Here is a 17,946-nt window from a genome sequence, read left to right as displayed (position 1 = left end):
GCGCCGGCCGCGCGCGCGAACGCGGTGCCCGCGCCGGCGGCCGGCACGTCGGCCGGCCTGTCGCGGCTCAATTACCTCGACACCGGCGATCCGCAGGTTGGATGCGTGATCGCGAAGGTGCGCAAGGTGATCGGCAAGGACATCCCGATCCTGATCACCGGCGAGACCGGTACCGGCAAGGAGCTGCTCGCGCAGGCGATCCACAACGACTCGCCGCGGCGCGATGCGCCGTTCGTCGCGGTCAACTGCGCGTCGATTCCGGAGACGCTGATCGAGTCCGAGCTGTTCGGCTACGAAGAGGGCGCATTCACCGGCGCGCGCCGCAAGGGCTCGATCGGCAAGCTGCTGCAGGCGAACGGCGGCACGCTGTTTCTCGACGAGATCGGCGACATGCCGTATCCGCTGCAGGTGCGGCTGCTTCGTGTGCTGCAGGAGCGCCTCGTCAACCCGCTCGGATCGACGAAGACGATCGCCGTGGACATCGCGATCATCTGCGCGACGCACCGCGACTTGCGCGACATGATTGCGCAGAACCGCTTTCGCGAGGATCTGTACTACCGGCTGAACGGCCTCGTGGTGCGCCTGCCGCCGCTGCGCGACCGCACGGATCTCGCGGTGGTCGTGCAGAAGATGCTGCAACGGGAGGCCTACGCGGGCCCGGGCCGGCCGCCGCTGTCCGTCGCGCCGGACGTGATGGCGCTGTTCGTGCGCTGCGCGTGGCCCGGCAACTTCCGCCAGCTCGGCAACCTGCTGCGCACGGCGGCGGCGATGGTCGACGACGACGGCGAGATCCGGCGCGAGCACCTGCCGGACGATTTCTTCGACGACCTGCGCCGCGACGATACCCGGGCCGAGCCGGCCGCGCACGATCCGTCCGCCGCGGCATGGCCCGCGGACGCGCTCCCGGCAGGCGACGCGCGGTTGCAGGATGTCGCCGCGTCCGCGATTGCCGCTGCGCTCGCGCGCCACGGCGGCAACGTGTCCGCGGCGGCGCGCGCGCTCGGCGTGTCGCGCAACACGATCTACCGGAAGATGCCGGCCGCCGACCCGCAGCGCCAGCCGTCCGACGAAAGCTGACGCGCGCCACGGGTTCGCGGCCGCGCGGCCTGTCACAGCCGGTGTGTCAAGTTGCAACACCGGTGTTCAACGATTCAACACCTGTCACCGCCCATGCGCATCGTGCGGCCGTGGCGTCGAACCGCATTCGCGCCAATCGCGTAGGCAAATCGTAAGGATTGCGTCCCGATGCCCGGGCGAGCGCCGCGCATCGCTGTCGGGCCGTCGAAGTGCGGCCTCGGCACGCTCCTTGCTGAATAGGAACCGACCGCTCGATTGCCGCGGTTGTACGACTCACCGACTCACCGACGCAACTCATCAACTCAATCAGGAGACACATCATGCAGTGGACCACCCCGTCTTACACCGACCTGCGTTTCGGCTTCGAAATCACGATGTACATCGCCAACCGCTGATCGCCGAGCGTGCCGCCCGTCTTGCCGTGATCGGCGCGGGCGGCGTCGGGAGCTGACGCCCATGAAGATCAAGATACTCGGCTCGGGAGCCGGCGGCGGCCTGCCGCAATGGAACTGCAATTGCGCGAACTGTCGCCGCGCGCGCAGCGGAAGCGGCCACGTGCTGCCTCGCACACAGTCGTCGATCGCGGTCAGCGACGACGGCATCGACTGGATCCTCGTCAACGCGTCGCCCGACATCCTTTCCCAGTTGCGCGCGGATCCGGAGTTGCAGCCGGCACGCGCGATTCGCGACAGCGGCATCGCCGCCGTCGTGCTGTGCGACGCGCAGATCGATCACGTGACGGGCCTGCTGATGCTGCGCGAGCGCTCGACGCCGCTGCCGCTCTACGCGAGCGCGCCGGTGCTCGACGACCTGTCGACCGGCTTGCCGCTCGTGCCGCTGCTCGGCCATTACTGCGGCGTCGCCGCGCATACGATCGTGCTCGGCGAGCCGTTCACGGTGCCGGCGGCGAGCGGGGTCCGCTTTACCGCGATTCCCGTCGACAGCAAGGCGCCGCCTTATTCGCCGCGGCGTGCGTCGGCCGCACCCGGCGACAACATCGCGCTGTCGATCGAAGATGTCGCGAGCGGCCGGCGCGCGTTCTATGCGCCGGGGCTCGCGGCCGTCACCGACGACGTGCGCGCGGCGATGGACGGCGCCGATCTCGTGCTGGTGGACGGCACGTTCTGGAGCGGCACCGAGATGATCGACCTCGGCCTGTCGCGCAAGCACGCGGCCGACATGGGGCATCTCGCGCAATGCGCGGAGCACGGGCGGCCCGGCATGATCGACTGGCTCGACACGCTGCCCGCGCGCACGCGCAAGGTGCTCACGCACATCAACAACACGAATCCGATTCTCGATCCGCATTCCGTCGAGCACGCGCACCTGCGCGCGCATGGCATCGACGTCGCGCACGACGGCATGCAATTCCAGGTCTGACCATGAACGCTCCGATTCCCGCTACGGCATTGCATCCGACGCCCTGGAGCGCGACCGAATTCGAGGCGCGCCTGCGCGCGCTCGAATCGCGCTATCACATCCATCACCCGTTCAACCGCCGGCTCAACAGCGGTGCCTGTTCGCCCACGCAGATCCGCGGCTGGGTCGCGAACCGCTTCTACTACCAGATCAACATCCCGCTCAAGGATGCGGCGATCCTGTCGAACTGCCCCGACCGCGACACGCGGCGCCGCTGGATCCAGCGGCTGATCGACCACGACGGGCAGGGCGACAACGAAGGCGGCATCGAGGCATGGGTGCGGCTCGGCGAGGCGTGCGGTCTCTCGCGTGACGAACTGTGGTCGCTCGAGCACGTGCTGCCCGGCGTGCGTTTCGCGGTGGACGCGTATGTGAATTTCGCGCGGCGCGCGCCATGGCAGGAAGCCGTGTGCTCGTCGCTGACCGAGATGTTCGCGCCGCAGATCCATCTCGACCGGCTCGCGGGCTGGCCGTCGCATTACCCGTGGATCGAGCCGGACGGGCTGCATTACTTCCGCAGCCGCGTGCCGCTTGCGCAGCGCGACGTCGAGCACGGGCTTGCGGTCACGCTGCAGCACTTCACGACGCCGGATGCGCAGCAGCGTGCGCTCGGCATCCTGCAATTCAAGCTCGACATCCTGTGGTCGATGCTCGACGCCGTCGAAAAGGCCTACCCGCAATGAACGCGATCGAAGCTGCCAGCGGCGTGCCGCTGCGCCCCTGCCTCAGGGGCATGTACCGCCTGCAATGGGAGGCGGCCCAGGATGCGTACGTGCTCCTCTATCCGGAAGGAATGGTCAAACTGAACCCGAGTGCCGGCGAGATCCTCGCGCGCTGCGACGGCACGCGCGAGCTGGACGACATCATCGGCGAGCTCGAGCGCCTGTTCAGCCAGTCGGACCTCGCGACCGACGTGTACCGTTTCCTCGATCATGCGCGACTGCGCGGCTGGCTCGACTGACATGGCCCCCGACACTTCCCGTCCGTCCGCGCCGCTGTGGCTGCTCGCGGAACTGACGTACCGTTGCCCGCTGCACTGCGCGTTCTGCTACAACCCGGTCGATTTCGCGACGCACGGCGCGGAGCTCGACACCGATGCGTGGCGCACGGTCATCAGCGATGCGCGCGCGCTCGGCGCCGCGCAGATCGGTTTCTCGGGCGGCGAGCCGCTGCAGCGCGACGACCTCGAGACGCTCGTCGCGCATGCACGCGGGCTCGGCTTCTATACGAACCTGATCACGTCGGGCGTCGGGCTGAACGTCACGCGCATCGAGCGGCTCAAGGCGGCCGGGCTCGACCATATCCAGTTGTCGCTGCAGGATTCGACGCGCGAGCTGAACGATTTCCTGACGAGCACGCGCACGTTCGAGCTGAAGCGCGGCGTCGCGCGGCTGATCAAGGCGCACGGCTATCCGATGGTGCTCAACTGCGTGCTGCATCGCTACAACCTGCCGCACGTCGGACAGATCATCGAGATGGCGCTCGACCTCGGCGCCGATTACCTCGAGCTCGCGAACACGCAGTATTACGGCTGGGCGATGGTGAACCGCGACCAGCTGATGCCGACCGTCGAGCAGGTGCGCGAGGCGGAGGAAACGGTCAACCGCTATCGCAAGCTGATCGGCGAGCGTTGCAAGATCCTGTTCGTCGTGCCCGACTATTTCGAGCGGCGCCCGAAGGCGTGCATGAACGGCTGGGGTTCGGTGTTTCTTGGCGTCGCGCCGGACGGCACCGCGCTGCCGTGTCATGCCGCGCGGTCGCTGCCGGGGCTCGCGCTGCCGAACGTGCGCGACCGGTCGCTGAAGGAAATCTGGTACGACAGCGACGCATTCAACGCGTATCGCGGCGAGGACTGGATGCGAGAGCCGTGCCGCACGTGCGACGAGCGGCATGTCGATCACGGCGGCTGCCGGTGCCAGGCGTACCAGTTGGCCGGCGACCCGGCGCAGCCCGATCCGGTGTGCGAGAAGTCCGCGCATCACGGCCGGGTCGAGCAGGCCGTGCAATTCGCGCGGCGACCCGCGCCGCGCGACGAACAGCCGCTGGTGTTCCGCAGCAAGGAGAATTCGCTCGCGCAGTGTGGAGCGGCCTGCGACTGCTGACAAGGCACGGCGGCGGCGGCGGGGTGAACAGGGCAAGGCAATGCGATGGAAGCCGGATCGATAGATATGCATTCCTCTTCATGTCGTCGATGTGGCGCGCGTGTACGAGGATGGGTGAGCGCGCGAAGGCGGGTGCGATGAGCACCGCTGCCTTCGGAACGCGGCAGGCGACCGACGTGCGTGGTGCCGCTGGCGATCGGGTACGCCGTCGCGGAACTTGCGTCGCGTCGGTCTTCGCTGCCGTATGCGTTCTGCATGCCGCCCTGTTCGTTCTGCTCGCACATGAGCAGATCGTACGACGCGAACCACTGCAACGGCAGGTGATGGTGGCGACGCTGATCGCGGCGGCGCCGGAGGCGTCGACGATGGCGGCCGCGAAGGCGAAGCCGGTTGCCGCGTCGCGCGCGGTGCAGGAGGCTACGTCCGCGCCCCGATCATCTGCGGGCAGTGTGTCGCGGATGAACCGGCAGGTCGCGTCCGGCCGTCCTCGCCCGCCGGCGCATGACGCGCCTGTGCCGGCTCCGGCACAGTCAGGTCCGTCCTTGCCGGCCGCGGCGCAACGCGATACGCCGCACGACGATGCGGCCGCACGAATGCCGACGCAGACGCAGACTCAACCCGAATCCCGATCGTCTTCCGTGTCGGCGCCGCCGCGCTTCGTCGCGCATCCCGACTGCGCGCTGGTCAAACCCGACTACCCGCCGCAGTCGCTGCGCCTGGGCGAGCACGGCACCGTGCTCGTCGAACTGGAGACCGATGCGGCAGGGCAGATCGTCGCCGCACGTGTCGTGACCGGCAGCGGTTATCCGCGTCTCGACGCGGCGGCGCGTGAAGCCATACTGGCGAGCCGCTGCGCGCCGCATGTGTTCGACGGCGCGCCGGTGCCGACGCGGGCACGCGCGCCGATCGCGTTCAATCTCGACGACTGACAGGACACTTCATCATGACAATCTACGGAATCGAGCACGTATGGACGCAGGGCGACCCGATGACGCGCGCGGTCGCGCTGTTGCTCGTCGCGATGTCGATCGCATCGTGGACGGTGATCGTGATCAAGGCGATCGAACTCGTCGGCATCCGGCGCCGCGCGGCGCGCGCGGAAGCGCGCTTTCGGGACGACGGCGGCGCGGCCGGCGCGATGCACGCGCTCGGAGGGCAGGACAGGCCGTTCGTCGATCTCGTTCGCGCGGGCCAGGCGGCGATCGCGCATCACGAGGCGAGCAGGCACCGGCTGCACGACCGGATCGACGCGAGCGACTGGCTGTCGCGCAGCCTGAAGGCGTCGGTGGACGAATCCGCGGCGCGGATGCAGCGCGGGCTCGGCGTGCTCGCATCGATCGGCAGCACCGCACCGTTCGTCGGACTGCTGGGCACCGTCTGGGGGATCTATCACGCGCTGCTGTCGCTCGGCGCAACCGGCGAGGCGAGCCTCGACCGGGTAGCGGGGCCGGTCGGCGAGGCGCTGGTGATGACGGCATTCGGACTGTGCGTCGCCATCCCCGCCGTGCTCGGCTACAACACGCTGGTGCGGCTGTCGCGCGATATCGTTGCACGGCTCAACCGCTTCGCGCACGGGCTGCATCTGTTGCTGCTGACCGGCAGCGTGCCCGAGCCCGCCGGGCGCCCTGAACCGGCGACCAGGATGCCGGCCGACCTGCACCCTGCCGCCGACGGAGCACGAGCATGAACGCCGGCCCGGACGACGCGCCCGAAGGAAATGCGCTCGCAGCCGAGATCAACATGACACCGCTGATCGACGTGATGCTCGTGCTGCTGGTGGTGTTCATGGTGACGCTGCCGGTGCTGCATCACGCCGCGCGCGTTGCATTGCCGCAGGCGGAGAGCCCGCGCGAGGATACGAGCGTGCCGCATGTGGATGTCTCGATCGATGCGGGCGGCGGCGTGAGCTGGAACGCGCAGCCGGTGTCCGATACCGGGCTGGCGGCGCGTCTCGCGGCGGCGGCCCGCACCGCGCCTCAGCCGGAAGTGCGCCTGTCCGCCGATCGCGCGGCCCGCTACGACAGCGTCGCGAAACTGCTTGCGGCCGCACAGGCGGCCGGTCTCACGAAAGTCGGCTTCGTTACCGCGCCCGCTCGCGGCCGATAGCTCGCGCGATGTCGCGTTGCATGGGCGATGCGGTGCGGCATCTTCGCCGCACCGCATCGCGCCGGGGGCTTACTTCGCCGAACTCGCGCTGACCTTCGCGAAGTCCAGGCTGCCGAAGCCCGTATCGTCGTCCCAGCCGGCCTTCGCGGTATAGCCGTGGCTGCTATAACCGTTGTTGCCCGAGGTCACGTCGTGGAGCAGCGACGTATTGGTCGGGAAGTTCTGGTAGAACGCCGACGTCGGCAGGCCGAGGCTGTTGTTGTTCGCCGATTCGACCCGCGCCCAGCCGCCGACGAAGATCGGCGAAGCGAGGCTCGTGCCGCCGACGAGCTGGTTGGCCTGCCCGTTGATGACGATGTACGCGCCCGTCGATTGAGCGGCGTCGAACGCCACGTCGGGCACCACGCGTTTCGTCACCGTGCTGCCGAGCGCGGCCGTCTGCCAGCTCGGCGCGGTTTCGAACGCGCTCACGCCGCCGCCTGTGGCCCAGATCCGCACGGCGTTGTCGACCGGGTTGCCGTTGCTGTCGAGATCCGCGTACGCGACGCCTTCGTTCCACACGGTTTCGCCTGCCCACGTCGTGGTGCCGGTGGTCGAGAGCGTCGTGCCGCCGACCGCGACGACATACGGCGAACTCGCGGGCGACGACACGCTGTACTTGGACAGGTTGATCGTCGTCCTGACCGACGTGCCGTTGTACGTGCCGATGTAGCCGGGCGCGCCTTGCGGCGACGTCGACCATTGATAGACGCCCGCGTCGCCGGCCGAGACCGAGAAGACCTGGCCCTGCGCGACGGCCTGCTTGAACACCGCGTCGTCGGCGGCGAGCGAGCCGTCCGAGTTCGCGGCGGTTTCGTCGAGGCCGAGCGACACGTTGATGACGGTCGCCTTGTTGTCGGTCACGGCCTTGTTGTACGCCGCGGTCAGCGTCGCGTCGGTGAGGCCGCTGTCGTTGCTGTCGCCGTTCACCGCCGAGTAGAAGATCAGCTGCTTGACGCCGCCGGACGTGCCGATGATGTCCTGGCTGTCGAGATCCCATTCGCCCGGATCGCCGTCGTCGGCCAGCGTGCCCGATCCGCCCGCGACCACGGCCGTGTTGACGGTCGGCAGGCCGGCATTCCGCGTGAAGGTGTTCAGGTCGGCAATGGTCTGGGTCATGTCTCCCCAGGTGATGATGCCCACCGTGGTGTTGGTCGCGGCGGGCAGGCCGCTCGCATCGTAGATCTTCGCGAAATCGGTCGGCTGGTGGCCGACCTGTTGCGACGCGGCGGCCGCGTTCTTCGCGATCTTGTTCGGCTCGATGGCGGCGGCCGGCGCGAAGCGGTGGAGCAGGCGGTGCGGCACCGCGGCGTTCTGCAGGCCGAGCACCGCATCGACGACCGGGCCGAGCGACGCCGGGATCAACGCGGCCGAATCGTTCGCGAAGACCGGCTTGCCGCGATAGTTGAAGCGCTTGATGCTCGCATGGAAGCCGTTTTGTGCGTTGGTCGCGTTGCCGTCGGCGGAGACCAGCGTGTTGTTCTCCGACACCGTGACGTTGCTGAAGCCGTTTGCCTTCAGGTGGGCCACGACGGCCGCGACCTGGTCGTCGGTCGGCGCGAAGCGCGCCTTGAACTGCGCGGGCGTCAGGTACTTGCGGTAGTTCGCGCTGCCCGGCTGGTTGACGTCGCGCAGGAACGCGTCGAGCTGGTCGGTGTTGCGGTTCTTCAGCACCACGGTGACATGCAGCGGCTGGCTCAGTTCGAGCGGGGTGACGTGCGTGTCGGTGAGCGCCGGCGTGCCGATGCTGTTGAGCGAGTACGCAGGCTGGGCCTGCGAGGCGGCCGAAGCAGCCGCGGCGGGCGCATTCGACAGCAGGAAAGCGGCGGTGCGGGTCGGCACCCAGCTGGTTGCGGCCTGGGCGGGCAGCGGCGCCAGCGTGGCGGCTACCGCGAGCGGCAGTGCGGCGAGGGCAAAGCGTTGCGAGAGTGTGCGATTGACGTGCTGAGTTCTCTGCATTGTGAGCTCCGAGATTTCGACGAAGAACCGGTGCAGCGCGCGACCCGGATCGCGGGTAGCGGCAGGGCGGCGCATGCAACCTGACGCAAGACCGGACCGACCGGCGTGATTCACGGCGACATAAGTTTTCCTCCCCCTCCCACCATCAAGATCGGAGGCCGGCCCAGGTGTCGGATTCGCGTATCGCGAACATCGATCCCGCGCACGGCCTGCTATCGTGCCGGCTCGCGTCGCAGCAACGGCGCGCGTGCCGGCCATCTGTTTCCCTTCGATCTGCTGTTGCGGATGTTTCGCTGCGTTATCACTTAATTAGGAATCCAATGAATGAAATCCGTATAAGCGGGCAATACATGGTCGAGCGACGACGTGGTGTGCGTGTTTCGTGTGAGGTGCTGCGGGCGAGATCGAATGTCCCGGTCAATCGGGAGAGATGTCGACATCGTCCTCTTCCGCCAGAAGCGGAACGGGATGACCGGTGAAGCGGGAGCTGTGTGTTGCGAGCGGGTGCCGCGGCTTACGAATCAGCTACTTCTCGTTTTAAACGTAATAAAAACGGAAGTTGATTGTCGGGCCATTGATTTCCTGATGCGGATTCGATTTCCCGGCGATATTGCTTGCGGGGAAAGATAGCAAGAAAGAAAACGACGAGTCAAACTTTTTTTGATTAGGTTTAAAAAGTTTAGATAATCGCTTCTCAGGGTGTTTTTTATAAACGGAAAACGATTATGTAAGTCATTCGTCATCCTCGACGAGTGAGATATTGACGCAATGCAGGCGCAGCGCAGGCGTTGCCGAGAACCGGTGCGGCCGCTGTCATTTCGCGGCGGTGTTCTGAAACCGGCTCTCGAGGTTTCCTTGTCGGCGTGTGGCGGGAGAGCACGCGTGCAGCACAGCGCTCGATTCCCTTCGATTGAAGCCGGGCGGATCGCACGCCCGGTATTGCACGGCATCTTCTTTTCCTTCTTGCCGGCTTTCCCGATTCCCGCAGCGGCGGCGCGCAGGTCGCGCGCCATGTGCCGTGCATCACGGCCCGGCGATTATCCGTCGTCCGCCTTGGCCTGTAATCCCTTCAACCCCTGGATCACGACCAGCAGCGCGCGGCCGTGCTCGTCCGATCCGTCCCACGCGTCGACGATCGCGTCGCGCAACAGGTCGTTGTATTGGCGGCGCGATGGCTCGGTATCGACGCCGTAGAAATTGCATAGCTTATTGAATGGCGCACTGCGGCGCAGCCGATGCCCGTTCGACAGCCTCAGGCGCGATACGGTCGGCTGGCTGACCCCGGAGAGTCGCGCTATTTCGCTGGACGAGCGTGTATCTGCCAGCAGGCGGCGCAACAGGTCTTGTACGGGAAAATCTTGGTCCGGGGCTTCCATGCGATGCATTATACCTATACAGTTACGGCTGTTGAATGGGCTTGCTGTCACCAGCGAGGCTGTATCCCGAGAAAGTTGATGACACTGAAACACCTCCCACCCACGTTCTGCTGGACCAAGATCGGTACCGAGTCCGGCGAGGAACTGCCGACCGTCGTGCTCCGCAAGGAATGGGAGCGCCGGCTCGGGGGCGGGCGTTTTCTGTGGGGCATCAACCAGCCGCTCGGCAACAGCGCACAGATCGCCGCGCATCGCACGGGCTCGCTGCTCGCGCTGTTCTCGCCGGTCGCGTCGCGCCCGCGCGCGGGCGAGCGCAAGGACGCGCTGTTGTGGAATGCCTGGATCGACGCGAGCGGGCAGGTGCGGCCGTTGCCGCCGCATACCTTCATCGCGAGCCGCTCGACCTTGCCGTCGGGCCGGCGCCGCGAACAGCATTACGCGCTGGTCTGCGCGTCCTCCACCGCGCTGACGGTCGGCACGCAATTGCGCGTGTTTCCCGATCACCTGCGCAGCGTGAGCACCGGCAAGGCGCTCGGCGCCGCGCAGGGCGCGGCCGTGGTCGATTGCGTCGGGCGAGCGAAGGAGCAGACGGGCAAGAGCTATCCGCTCGCGCTGTCGGTCGAACTCGAGGCACCGTATTTCGTGCGGCTCGCCCAGCCGTGCGTGCTGAAGGCGCGCGATCTCGCGGAAGTGAACAAGGCGACGCGCGCCGGTGATTTCGATCGCTTCGTCGAACTCGTCGCGCGCTTGCGCGGCCGTTCGCCGACGGACGCCGTGCGCGGCGTCACGCGCGATCTGTTCGACGTGCCGCCGATCGAAACGGCGGCCGCGTATGTGGCGCCCACGCACGTGGCGCGTTTGCGCAACCGGCCGGCGGCCGAGCATCCGCGCGATCTCACGGGCGACCTGTTCGACCTGTCGCCGGGCGAAGCGGCCGCGTTCGCGGGCCTTGCACATCCGCGCATCGGGCGCGCGTGACGAATCGCGCGCGGCACGTCGCGCAAGAATTTGTTGCAATCTCGCCATAGCGGAGCGGCGAGTGCAGAGGGACAATCGGCTCGAAGCGCGCTGCGCGGCGGCCGATGCGTCGACGATCGACGGGTCGTGGTTCACGCTGCCGACATGCGCACCACGCACACGGGGCGTCGGCGTGCTTCACACTGCAACCCTGAGGGAGAAGTGTCGATGTCGACCCACATCTGTTCGCGGGAAGCCCGGGCCGCGCAACGCTTCGTCGAAGCAACGCGCAACGTCGATCAGGCCTTTCGCGCCGTGCGCGGCGAAAGCGACGACGACGGTTCGTCGGCCGAATACGCGCGCGCGATGTCGCGCCTCGATCGCGCGCTCGCCGAGCTGGCGCGTGCGCAGGAGTTCTTCGATCGCGTGGTCGGCGCCGATACCACTGCGCACGACAGCTGATTCCGCCGCTTCCACGTGTCCGCGCGTCGAGTGACGCGCATGCCTCTTCATGCCGGGCAGGGCAGCCCGGCATCTCATTCGTCCCGTTCAGATTTCAGACCTTGCGGCCTTCGACCGGATAGCCGGGATCGGTATACCCGTGCGTCGATGTGTGCCCGAGCGGCACGAGCGAACCGGCGAACCGTTCGTCGTCCGGGCCGAGTCCGAGCGTCAGCGTATCGATGTCGCTGTCCCTGTCCCGATGCGCTTCGGTGCGCGGCCGCGCGATCGTCGAGCCGACGATGCGGTTCTTCATGACCCGCACGAGCGCGAACGCCACCGATGTCGTGCCGCGCGGCCGCGCGGCATACGCGTCAGCCCGCGCGTGTCATCTCCGGCACAGCCGGTGCGGGATGGTACGCGTAACCGCGATGCTGGAACGAGGTCGCGAAGAACCGCATCTGGTAGCGGATCGCATTCGCCCAGTAATCCCACGTATGACCGCCGGGCCGCTCCGTGTAGTCGTGCGGCACGCCGAGCGCGAGAAGGCGCTCATGCAGCGTGCGGTTCGAGCCGACGAAGGAATCGTCGCGGCCGCAATCGATCGCCAGGTCGAGATGGGCGCGCACGAACGCGCGCGCGCTTTCGACGATCACGTTGCGGTTCCAGAATGACGAATGGCGTTCGGGATCGCCGAACACGTGGTCGATGCCCGGCTCGTCCGCGCAGCAGCGCGGATCGACCGCGCCGCTGATGCTGCCGACCGCGCCGAACGTGTCGGGCCGGTCGAGTGCGATGCGCAGTGCGCCGAAGCCGCCCATGCTGAGCCCGGTGATCGCGCGTGCGTGCTGCGTCGCGATCGTACGGAAATGCAGGTCGACGTAGGACACGACTTCATCGCCGATGAAGGTTTCGTAACGGCTGCCCGAATCGAACGGGCTGTCGATGTACCAGCTTTCGTGCCCGCCGTCGGGCATCACGAGGATCACGTGATAGCGGTCGGCGAGCGCGGCGATGTGCGTGTTCGACGTCCAGTCGGTATGGTCGCCGCCCGAGCCGTGCAGCAGATAGACGACCGGATAGCGCTCGTTGCCGCGGTTGTCGCGCGCGTAATCGTCGGGCAGCACGACCGTCGCCTTCAGCGTCTCGCTCATCGCGGCGCTCGGAATCGCGACGACCCGCGCATGAAACGCGAAGGCAGGGCTCGTGACGGCCAGCAGCAGAAGCAGCCAGAAGGTACGTGCCAGGTGCATCGATCGTTGCATGTCTCGACCCAGTCCGGCGCCGGACGCCGGGAAAACCCTGTTCCGGTGACTCTAGCAACCGCGCCTTTCAACCAAATTTCGGCGAATCATACGGTTTCGGCATTTTCCCCGCCTGACGACCGGAGATGCCTGCTGCGCCCAGGATGCGCCCGATTGCATCGCGAAACGCATCCGGCCGCTCGGCCGGAATCAAGTGCCCGCAGCCTGCGATCGTGTCGAAGCCGGCGCAGCGCGCGAGCGCCCAGTCGGGCACGTGCCAGCTCGCGCGCGAGCGTTCGCCGGCGACGAGCCGGACGGGATGACGCTCGAACACTTGCGCGAGCGCCTGCAGGTAGCCGGGTTCGCCCGTCGTCGCGACGACGGCGCGGCCCATCGCGCGCAGCGTCGATGCAGGCTGATGCGCAAGCCAGCGGCGGGCGTCGTCGAGCTGGCCCGGCGACGGCGCGTCGATCGCGCCGCGCAGCCAGCCGAGCGGATCGGCGCGCAGCCCGTCGAGCATCGCGTCGGCCTCGCCGGGCGTCATGCGGCCGACCGACGCCGACCAGAACGCATCGTCGAGCGTGAAGTTGCCTTCGACGTTGACGATCCGCCGTACGCGTTCCGGGTGCGCATGCGCGAACAGCATCGCGATCGCGCCACCGACCGAGTGGCCGACGACATCGACCGGTTGCGCGCCGAAGTGAGCATCGATGGTTTGGCGCACATGCTCGACCTGAGCTGTGAGCGAAATCGCGTCGAACGGCACCGCGCGATATGCGCCGTAACCGAGCAGGTCGGGCGCGAGATGCGGGCCGTTCCATCCGCGCACGTCGAGCGTGCCGATGAAACCGTGAATGAAGACGACGGGCGTGGGCTGGGTCATGGGGCGGGCGGGCAAGGAAGGGGCGGCAACGCGAGTTCGGCGAGCAGTTCGTCGAGTTCGAGCACGTGCGTGCGGTCGTGGTCGAGCAGTTCGCGCACGAGTTCGTCGAGCGACATGCGGCGGATGCCGTCGCGCAGCCCGCAGCGTGCGAGCTGCGCGGGATCGAGCGCGGCGGCGACGGTGCACAGCGCCGCGCGACCCGTGCGGAATGCCGCGACCGCCGCGTCGAGCGGCTGCGCGAGATAGTCGCGTTGCGCGGCGAGTGCGGTGCCGTCGACGGAGGCGATCACCGGCAGGTCGAGGGTGCGTACGGCGTCGATGCGTTCGGCGAATACCGCGTCGAGATCCCGCAGGTGGCACGCATGCTCGACGAGCGAGAAGCCCGTGCCGTCGGGGCGGCGCGTCCGCAGTGCGGCCGGCACGTGCGCCGCATACGCGGCGAGCCGATCGGGCAGTTGCGCCAGCGCGGCGACGACACCGGCGAACGGCAACAACTGCGGATGCGCGCTGAACACCGCGCCGTAACTGAACAGCGTGCCGCCGAGCCGCCCGCGCGCCTGCACGACGTCGTGGCCGTGGCGACGCATGACGTCCGCGACCATCGCGCCGCAGAACTGGCGGGCCGTCGTGTCGGTTTCGATTTCGGGGAATTTCAGCGCGATCTCGTGCTGGATCGCGCCGATCGCGGCGACGCCCACGCGTGACAGTGCCGCGAATTCGACGTAGCGCTCGGGTTGAGCGATCAGTGCTTCGAGCTGGGCGCCGAGCGCGGTGGTGCGGAAGCGGTCGAAACGGGAATGCATGATGGAAAGAAACGGCCGAGTAACGTCTCAAAACGATACGTTACTCGGCCGGTAGCGTCAACGGCGGGATGAGCGCGATGCGCTGCAGCAAGCGTTGCCGGCGCCCGGCGGTCATGCAAGACCGCCTGACGCCGCCCGGCTTACGCGTGCTTCCCCGCCTCGGCTTGCGCACTCTGCTGCGCTTTCAGTTCCTGCAACTCGGCCGTGAATGCCGGGCTGAAATCCTCGGCCTCGAACAGCGGGCGGATCTCGATGTCGGAGTCGCCGGGCATCGGGTTCGGGCAGCGCTTCACCCATTCGACTGCTTCCTCCATCGATTTCACCTGCCACAGCCAGAAGCCGGCGACGAGTTCCTTCGTTTCCGCGAACGGGCCGTCGATGACGGTGCGGTTCCTGCCGGCAAAGTGCACACGCTTGCCTCGCATGCTCGGGTGCAGCCCGTCGGCGGCGAGCAGGATGCCGGCTTGCGCCAGTTCTTCGTTGAACCGGCCCATCGCGGCGATCATTTCGGGGTCGGGCATCCGGCCGGATTCGGAATCGGCGGTGGCCTTGACGATTACCAGGACGCGCATGGTCGTATCTCCTTGAAAGGAATGAGGGGGCGCCGCCGGCCGTGCCGACGGCAAAACGATCGGTTACGACAACACGACGCGCGACGGCGACGCGAATCGACATCTGGCCCGACGAATATTCGGGGACGCACGCACCGGCGGGCGATGCGGCGGAGCCCTTTGCCAAAACTGTTATGCTGGTCCTCACCACGTTCACGCGGAGGGTGCCATGGCTGCTAAGGAAGTGTCGAAGAAGAAGTACCTGAAAATCCTGAACAAACGCCTGCGCGCGGAACCGGCGGCCCCGGCCGGCGCGTCGTTTGTCTTTTTCCCGCTGGGCGCGAAGGCGAAGAACGCGACGGGTGTCGTGTCCGGCGATGCGCGCAGCAAGCGCGAACTGGCGGTGATGGCCGCGGTTCAGCGCAAGGCGGCCGAAGAGTTCGTCGTCGCCGGCGCCTGACCGGAACAACCTGCCGGACCGTCGTCCGGGTTGCCGCCACCACGGCTTACGTGGCGGCGGCCTCGCAATGCGCGATCGCGCCGGTGAGCACGCGCGGGATGTCGTGTGTGATGGCCGGGCCGTGCATCGGCAGGATGACGTCGAGATCGAGCGCCTGGATCCGGCGCAGCGCGCTCGCCAAGTGTGCGAGCGACGGCAGGTAGTCCGAGCGCCGGATCGAATCGAGGATGGCCGGCAGCGGGTCGTCGGCGGCTTCGTCGCCGAAGCGCATCAGGATGTCCGACGACAGCAGCGCCTTGTACGCCGGCAGATACACGACGAGCGCATCCCATTGATGGACATGCTTCGTGAAGATCGGCACGACGTCGACGCCGGAGATCGTCGTCGGCTCGCCGTCCTTCAGCGGCTTCGCGCGCACGCCGAAGATATCGGCCAGCCCGTGCGTGCAGATCGGATGCGCATACGCGACGAGCGCCGGATTGGCCGCGAGGAAGTCGGGCAGTGCGCCCATCTCGTCGACTTCGAAATGCGGGACGACCACGCTGTTCACCATCGACGGCGCGATGCCGACGGTCGCGAGGCTCGCGCTCAGTTGCGGAAAGTTGGAACGCGTGCCCGTTTCGATGCAGACGACGTCGCCATCGGGCGACCGGACAAAGAACTGGCTGAAGCCGAGCTTCAGCTTGTCGATGTAGGTCGTTGCGCGAAACAGGCCGCTGCGGATTTCTTCGATACGGGCGGTGTCCATCGAGGCGGTCCTTGCACGGGCAGTGGGGGCGGGGCACGCCGATCGCGCGCGCCGCGATGCACCAGGGGCGCGCGACGCGGTGCCTCGACGCAGTCTAGCAGCGCCGCGCCAGGCGCGAATCCTGTCAGTTCACGCAGCAGCCGGCACGGCGCTGAACGCCATGCCGGCCGGAAAGCATGCCCGGGTCGTCGATGCGGCGCTCAGGACATCTTGTCGGCCGCTGCCGCATACCGGCCGCCGCCGCCCGCTTCGTCGCCTGCCGCGAGCTGTTCCAGCGCGAGCCCCTTCGTCTCGATGCCGAGCGTCCACACCGCAATGGCCGCCGCGACGAACGACAGCGCGCCGAGCGTGAACACGCCGCCCTGGCCGAACACCGGCAGCACGACGCCGACCACGTAAGGCCCGATCAGCGAGCCGACGCGCCCGATCGCCGATGCGAAGCCCGACCCCGTCGCCCGCGCACCGGTGCCGTACAGTTCGGGCGTGTACGTGTACAGCGCGGCCCACATCCCGAACAGGAAGAACTGCATCGCGAGGCCGGTGACGATCAGCAGCGTCGTGCTGCCGCCGTACAGCGCGCTCTGGCCGTATGCGTATGCCATCGCACCGCCGCCGATCAGCGACGCGATGCAGGTCGGCTTGCGCCCCCAGCGTTCGACGAGCCACGCGGCGCACAGGAAGCCCGGCACGCCGCCGAGCGAGATCAGCACCGTGTAGAACACCGATTTCGTGACCTCGAAGCCGGCCTGCTGCAGCAGCGCGCCGAGCCACGACGTGAGGCCGTAGAAGCCGAGCAGCGCGAAGAACCACAGCAGCCACACCATCACCGTGCGGCGACGATACACGCCGCTCCAGATCTCGCGCAGCGCGCCGTGGCCGCGTGCCACGACCGGTTCCGCAAGCCGCGACGGCGGCGGCAGCGTCGTGACGCCGGCCGAGCGCATCACCTTCGCCTCGATCGTGTGCATCACCGTGTCGGCTTCCGCGTGCCGGCCCGCATGCTCGAGCCAGCGCGGCGATTCGGGCACGATCCGGCGCACGACGAGCACGAACACGGCGGGAATCGCGAGCAGCGCGAACACCGTGCGCCAGCCGAACTGCGGCAGCACGAAATACGCGACGATGCCGGCCGTGATGAAGCCGAGCGGCCAGAAGCCGTCCATCAGCGCGATCAGGCGGCCGCGCTTCTCGGTCGGCACGAATTCGGACAGCAATGTTTGCGCGACCGGGAATTCCATCCCCATCCCGATCCCGAGCAGCACGCGGTAGACGATCAGCGCGTCGACGCTCTGCGCGGTCGAGCACAGGTAGGAGGCCGCGCCCCACAGCACCATGCTCCACTGGAATACCGGCCGGCGGCCGAAGCGGTCGGCGAGCAGGCCGGCGACGGCCGCGCCGAGCACCATCCCGAAGAAGCTCGCGCTCGCGACGAGGCCGGCGGCCGCCGTCGACAGGCCGAATTCCTTGCGGATCGAGCCGAGCACGAACGTCATCGTGCCGAGGTCGACCGAGTCGAAGAAGAACGCGATCGCGATGATGAAGAAGATCCGCTTGTGATAGCCGGAGAACGGCAGGCGTTCGAGCCGGGCGGCGGCGGAGGCGGGAGCGGTGGCGGCGGGCATGGCGTCCTCTGAAATGAAAAGGGGCCGCGAAGCGCGTGCTTCGCGGCCCCGATGCTTCGTCTTCAGTAGACGCGACCACAAAATGCCGCATCAGAGGAAAAACGCCGCCTGCTTGCCCAAATGCGTCATCGGCGGCGGCGCGGGGTGCGGCCGCTTTGC

The 17,946-nt window shown here is 67.7% G+C and carries 21 protein-coding genes and 1 pseudogene; 12 read left to right on the top strand and 10 right to left on the bottom strand.

Going from position 1 to position 17,946, the window contains the following annotated elements:
* The 9 genes from DPV74_RS15795 to DPV74_RS15755 form a co-directional block, all read left to right on the top strand.
* The coding region (locus tag DPV74_RS15795; protein ID WP_119337532.1) for a sigma-54-dependent Fis family transcriptional regulator at positions 1 to 1,077 on the top strand (1,077 nt) is incomplete at its 5' end.
* A gap of 320 nt (positions 1,078 to 1,397) precedes the next feature.
* Positions 1,398 to 1,472, top strand: a complete 75-nt coding sequence (gene pqqA / locus DPV74_RS15790) for a pyrroloquinoline quinone precursor peptide PqqA (protein WP_006485436.1) — start codon at positions 1,398 to 1,400, stop codon at positions 1,470 to 1,472.
* Between the two features lie 61 nt (positions 1,473 to 1,533).
* Complete coding sequence (pqqB, locus tag DPV74_RS15785) at positions 1,534 to 2,457, top strand: pyrroloquinoline quinone biosynthesis protein PqqB (protein WP_027790658.1); 924 nt, start codon at positions 1,534 to 1,536, stop codon at positions 2,455 to 2,457.
* Between the two features lie 2 nt (positions 2,458 to 2,459).
* Entirely contained in the window at positions 2,460 to 3,179 is a 720-nt protein-coding gene (gene pqqC, locus DPV74_RS15780) for a pyrroloquinoline-quinone synthase PqqC (RefSeq protein WP_060197282.1), read from the top strand.
* Entirely contained in the window at positions 3,176 to 3,457 is a 282-nt protein-coding gene (gene pqqD, locus DPV74_RS15775; RefSeq protein ID WP_021160296.1) for a pyrroloquinoline quinone biosynthesis peptide chaperone PqqD, read from the top strand. The genes pqqC and pqqD overlap by 4 nt, the downstream gene beginning before the upstream one ends.
* Before the next feature lies 1 nt (position 3,458).
* Entirely contained in the window at positions 3,459 to 4,598 is a 1,140-nt protein-coding gene (pqqE, locus tag DPV74_RS15770) for a pyrroloquinoline quinone biosynthesis protein PqqE (RefSeq protein WP_060067042.1), read from the top strand.
* Positions 4,574 to 5,527 carry an energy transducer TonB gene (locus tag DPV74_RS15765; protein ID WP_162923053.1) on the top strand — a complete coding sequence of 318 codons (954 nt, stop codon included), beginning with the start codon at positions 4,574 to 4,576 and terminating at the stop codon, positions 5,525 to 5,527. Before pqqE ends, DPV74_RS15765 begins: the two co-directional genes overlap by 25 nt.
* 14 nt (positions 5,528 to 5,541) lie before the next feature.
* A complete protein-coding gene (locus DPV74_RS15760; protein WP_119337530.1) occupies positions 5,542 to 6,285 on the top strand; it encodes a MotA/TolQ/ExbB proton channel family protein in 744 nt (247 codons plus the stop codon).
* Entirely contained in the window at positions 6,282 to 6,704 is a 423-nt protein-coding gene (locus DPV74_RS15755; RefSeq protein WP_059698495.1) for a biopolymer transporter ExbD, read from the top strand. The genes DPV74_RS15760 and DPV74_RS15755 overlap by 4 nt, the downstream gene beginning before the upstream one ends.
* Positions 6,705 to 6,773: 69 nt before the next feature.
* Here the strand turns inward: DPV74_RS15755 and DPV74_RS15750 are convergent, their stop codons facing one another.
* The 3 genes from DPV74_RS15750 to DPV74_RS15740 form a co-directional block, all read right to left on the bottom strand.
* Positions 6,774 to 8,702 (bottom strand): protease pro-enzyme activation domain-containing protein, encoded by a 1,929-nt coding sequence (locus tag DPV74_RS15750; protein WP_059698493.1) that lies wholly within the window; start codon positions 8,700 to 8,702, stop codon positions 6,774 to 6,776.
* Positions 8,703 to 9,223: 521 nt separating this feature from the next.
* Complete coding sequence (locus DPV74_RS15745) at positions 9,224 to 9,715, bottom strand: hypothetical protein (protein WP_162923052.1); 492 nt, start codon at positions 9,713 to 9,715, stop codon at positions 9,224 to 9,226.
* Positions 9,716 to 9,739: 24 nt separating this feature from the next.
* On the bottom strand, positions 9,740 to 10,078 hold the full coding sequence (locus tag DPV74_RS15740; protein ID WP_021160302.1) for a helix-turn-helix transcriptional regulator: 339 nt from the start codon (positions 10,076 to 10,078) through the stop codon (positions 9,740 to 9,742).
* Between the two features lie 78 nt (positions 10,079 to 10,156).
* On the opposite strand from DPV74_RS15740, the gene DPV74_RS15735 reads away from it, so the two are divergent.
* Together DPV74_RS15735 and DPV74_RS15730 are read left to right on the top strand one after the other, a co-directional pair.
* The gene (locus DPV74_RS15735; RefSeq protein ID WP_059620307.1) at positions 10,157 to 11,056 is read left to right on the top strand and encodes a hypothetical protein; all 900 of its coding nucleotides are present in this window, start codon (positions 10,157 to 10,159) and stop codon (positions 11,054 to 11,056) included.
* Positions 11,057 to 11,263: 207 nt separating this feature from the next.
* The gene (locus DPV74_RS15730) at positions 11,264 to 11,497 is read left to right on the top strand and encodes a hypothetical protein (RefSeq protein WP_021160304.1); all 234 of its coding nucleotides are present in this window, start codon (positions 11,264 to 11,266) and stop codon (positions 11,495 to 11,497) included.
* A 94-nt stretch (positions 11,498 to 11,591) separates the two neighbouring features.
* Here DPV74_RS15730 and DPV74_RS15725 read toward each other — a convergent pair.
* The 5 genes and pseudogenes from DPV74_RS15725 to DPV74_RS15705 all read right to left on the bottom strand — a co-directional run.
* Positions 11,592 to 11,840, bottom strand: a pseudogene (locus DPV74_RS15725) (aldo/keto reductase); the annotation flags it as partial.
* Between the two features lie 10 nt (positions 11,841 to 11,850).
* Entirely contained in the window at positions 11,851 to 12,729 is an 879-nt protein-coding gene (locus tag DPV74_RS15720) for an alpha/beta hydrolase family protein (protein ID WP_060067025.1), read from the bottom strand.
* Between the two features lie 79 nt (positions 12,730 to 12,808).
* Positions 12,809 to 13,603, bottom strand: coding sequence for an alpha/beta fold hydrolase (locus DPV74_RS15715; protein WP_119337529.1), 795 nt, complete (start codon positions 13,601 to 13,603; stop codon positions 12,809 to 12,811).
* A complete protein-coding gene (locus tag DPV74_RS15710; RefSeq protein ID WP_059698482.1) occupies positions 13,600 to 14,406 on the bottom strand; it encodes a DinB family protein in 807 nt (268 codons plus the stop codon). Before DPV74_RS15710 ends, DPV74_RS15715 begins: the two co-directional genes overlap by 4 nt.
* Positions 14,407 to 14,546: 140 nt before the next feature.
* Entirely contained in the window at positions 14,547 to 14,978 is a 432-nt protein-coding gene (locus DPV74_RS15705; RefSeq protein ID WP_060206654.1) for a YciI family protein, read from the bottom strand.
* A gap of 208 nt (positions 14,979 to 15,186) precedes the next feature.
* On the opposite strand from DPV74_RS15705, the gene DPV74_RS15700 reads away from it, so the two are divergent.
* On the top strand, positions 15,187 to 15,417 hold the full coding sequence (locus tag DPV74_RS15700) for a hypothetical protein (protein WP_027790668.1): 231 nt from the start codon (positions 15,187 to 15,189) through the stop codon (positions 15,415 to 15,417).
* 46 nt (positions 15,418 to 15,463) lie between these two features.
* On the opposite strand, the gene DPV74_RS15695 is transcribed toward DPV74_RS15700, so the two are convergent.
* Entirely contained in the window at positions 15,464 to 16,165 is a 702-nt protein-coding gene (locus DPV74_RS15695; protein WP_119337528.1) for an MBL fold metallo-hydrolase, read from the bottom strand.
* Between the two features lie 200 nt (positions 16,166 to 16,365).
* Positions 16,366 to 17,787 carry an MFS transporter gene (locus DPV74_RS15690; RefSeq protein ID WP_059698476.1) on the bottom strand — a complete coding sequence of 474 codons (1,422 nt, stop codon included), beginning with the start codon at positions 17,785 to 17,787 and terminating at the stop codon, positions 16,366 to 16,368.
* Positions 17,788 to 17,946: the final 159 nt, after the last annotated feature.

It is taken from the genome of Burkholderia sp. HAN2018, from assembly GCF_024704855.1.
Classification (GTDB): Bacteria; Pseudomonadota; Gammaproteobacteria; order Burkholderiales; family Burkholderiaceae; genus Burkholderia; species Burkholderia cepacia.
This window is presented reverse-complemented; position numbering and strand designations above follow the sequence as displayed.

Excerpts from the sequence above, each read along its gene's own strand:
- DPV74_RS15730 (WP_021160304.1), top strand. The coding sequence starts at position 11,264 with ATGTCGACCCACATCTGTTCGCGGGAAGCCCGGGCCGCGCAACGCTTC.
- pqqC (WP_060197282.1), top strand. The coding sequence starts at position 2,460 with ATGAACGCTCCGATTCCCGCTACGGCATTGCATCCGACGCCCTGGAGC.
- DPV74_RS15760 (WP_119337530.1), top strand. The coding sequence starts at position 5,542 with ATGACAATCTACGGAATCGAGCACGTATGGACGCAGGGCGACCCGATG.
- DPV74_RS15755 (WP_059698495.1), top strand. The coding sequence starts at position 6,282 with ATGAACGCCGGCCCGGACGACGCGCCCGAAGGAAATGCGCTCGCAGCC.
- pqqB (WP_027790658.1), top strand. The coding sequence starts at position 1,534 with ATGAAGATCAAGATACTCGGCTCGGGAGCCGGCGGCGGCCTGCCGCAA.
- DPV74_RS15745 (WP_162923052.1), bottom strand. The coding sequence starts at position 9,715 with ATGGCGCGCGACCTGCGCGCCGCCGCTGCGGGAATCGGGAAAGCCGGC.
- DPV74_RS15715 (WP_119337529.1), bottom strand. The coding sequence starts at position 13,603 with ATGACCCAGCCCACGCCCGTCGTCTTCATTCACGGTTTCATCGGCACG.
- DPV74_RS15695 (WP_119337528.1), bottom strand. The coding sequence starts at position 16,165 with ATGGACACCGCCCGTATCGAAGAAATCCGCAGCGGCCTGTTTCGCGCA.
- DPV74_RS15690 (WP_059698476.1), bottom strand. The coding sequence starts at position 17,787 with ATGCCCGCCGCCACCGCTCCCGCCTCCGCCGCCGCCCGGCTCGAACGC.
- DPV74_RS15705 (WP_060206654.1), bottom strand. The coding sequence starts at position 14,978 with ATGCGCGTCCTGGTAATCGTCAAGGCCACCGCCGATTCCGAATCCGGC.
- pqqD (WP_021160296.1), top strand. The coding sequence starts at position 3,176 with ATGAACGCGATCGAAGCTGCCAGCGGCGTGCCGCTGCGCCCCTGCCTC.
- DPV74_RS15700 (WP_027790668.1), top strand. The coding sequence starts at position 15,187 with ATGGCTGCTAAGGAAGTGTCGAAGAAGAAGTACCTGAAAATCCTGAAC.
- DPV74_RS15710 (WP_059698482.1), bottom strand. The coding sequence starts at position 14,406 with ATGCATTCCCGTTTCGACCGCTTCCGCACCACCGCGCTCGGCGCCCAG.
- DPV74_RS15735 (WP_059620307.1), top strand. The coding sequence starts at position 10,157 with ATGACACTGAAACACCTCCCACCCACGTTCTGCTGGACCAAGATCGGT.
- DPV74_RS15750 (WP_059698493.1), bottom strand. The coding sequence starts at position 8,702 with ATGCAGAGAACTCAGCACGTCAATCGCACACTCTCGCAACGCTTTGCC.
- DPV74_RS15720 (WP_060067025.1), bottom strand. The coding sequence starts at position 12,729 with ATGCACCTGGCACGTACCTTCTGGCTGCTTCTGCTGCTGGCCGTCACG.
- pqqE (WP_060067042.1), top strand. The coding sequence starts at position 3,459 with ATGGCCCCCGACACTTCCCGTCCGTCCGCGCCGCTGTGGCTGCTCGCG.
- DPV74_RS15740 (WP_021160302.1), bottom strand. The coding sequence starts at position 10,078 with ATGGAAGCCCCGGACCAAGATTTTCCCGTACAAGACCTGTTGCGCCGC.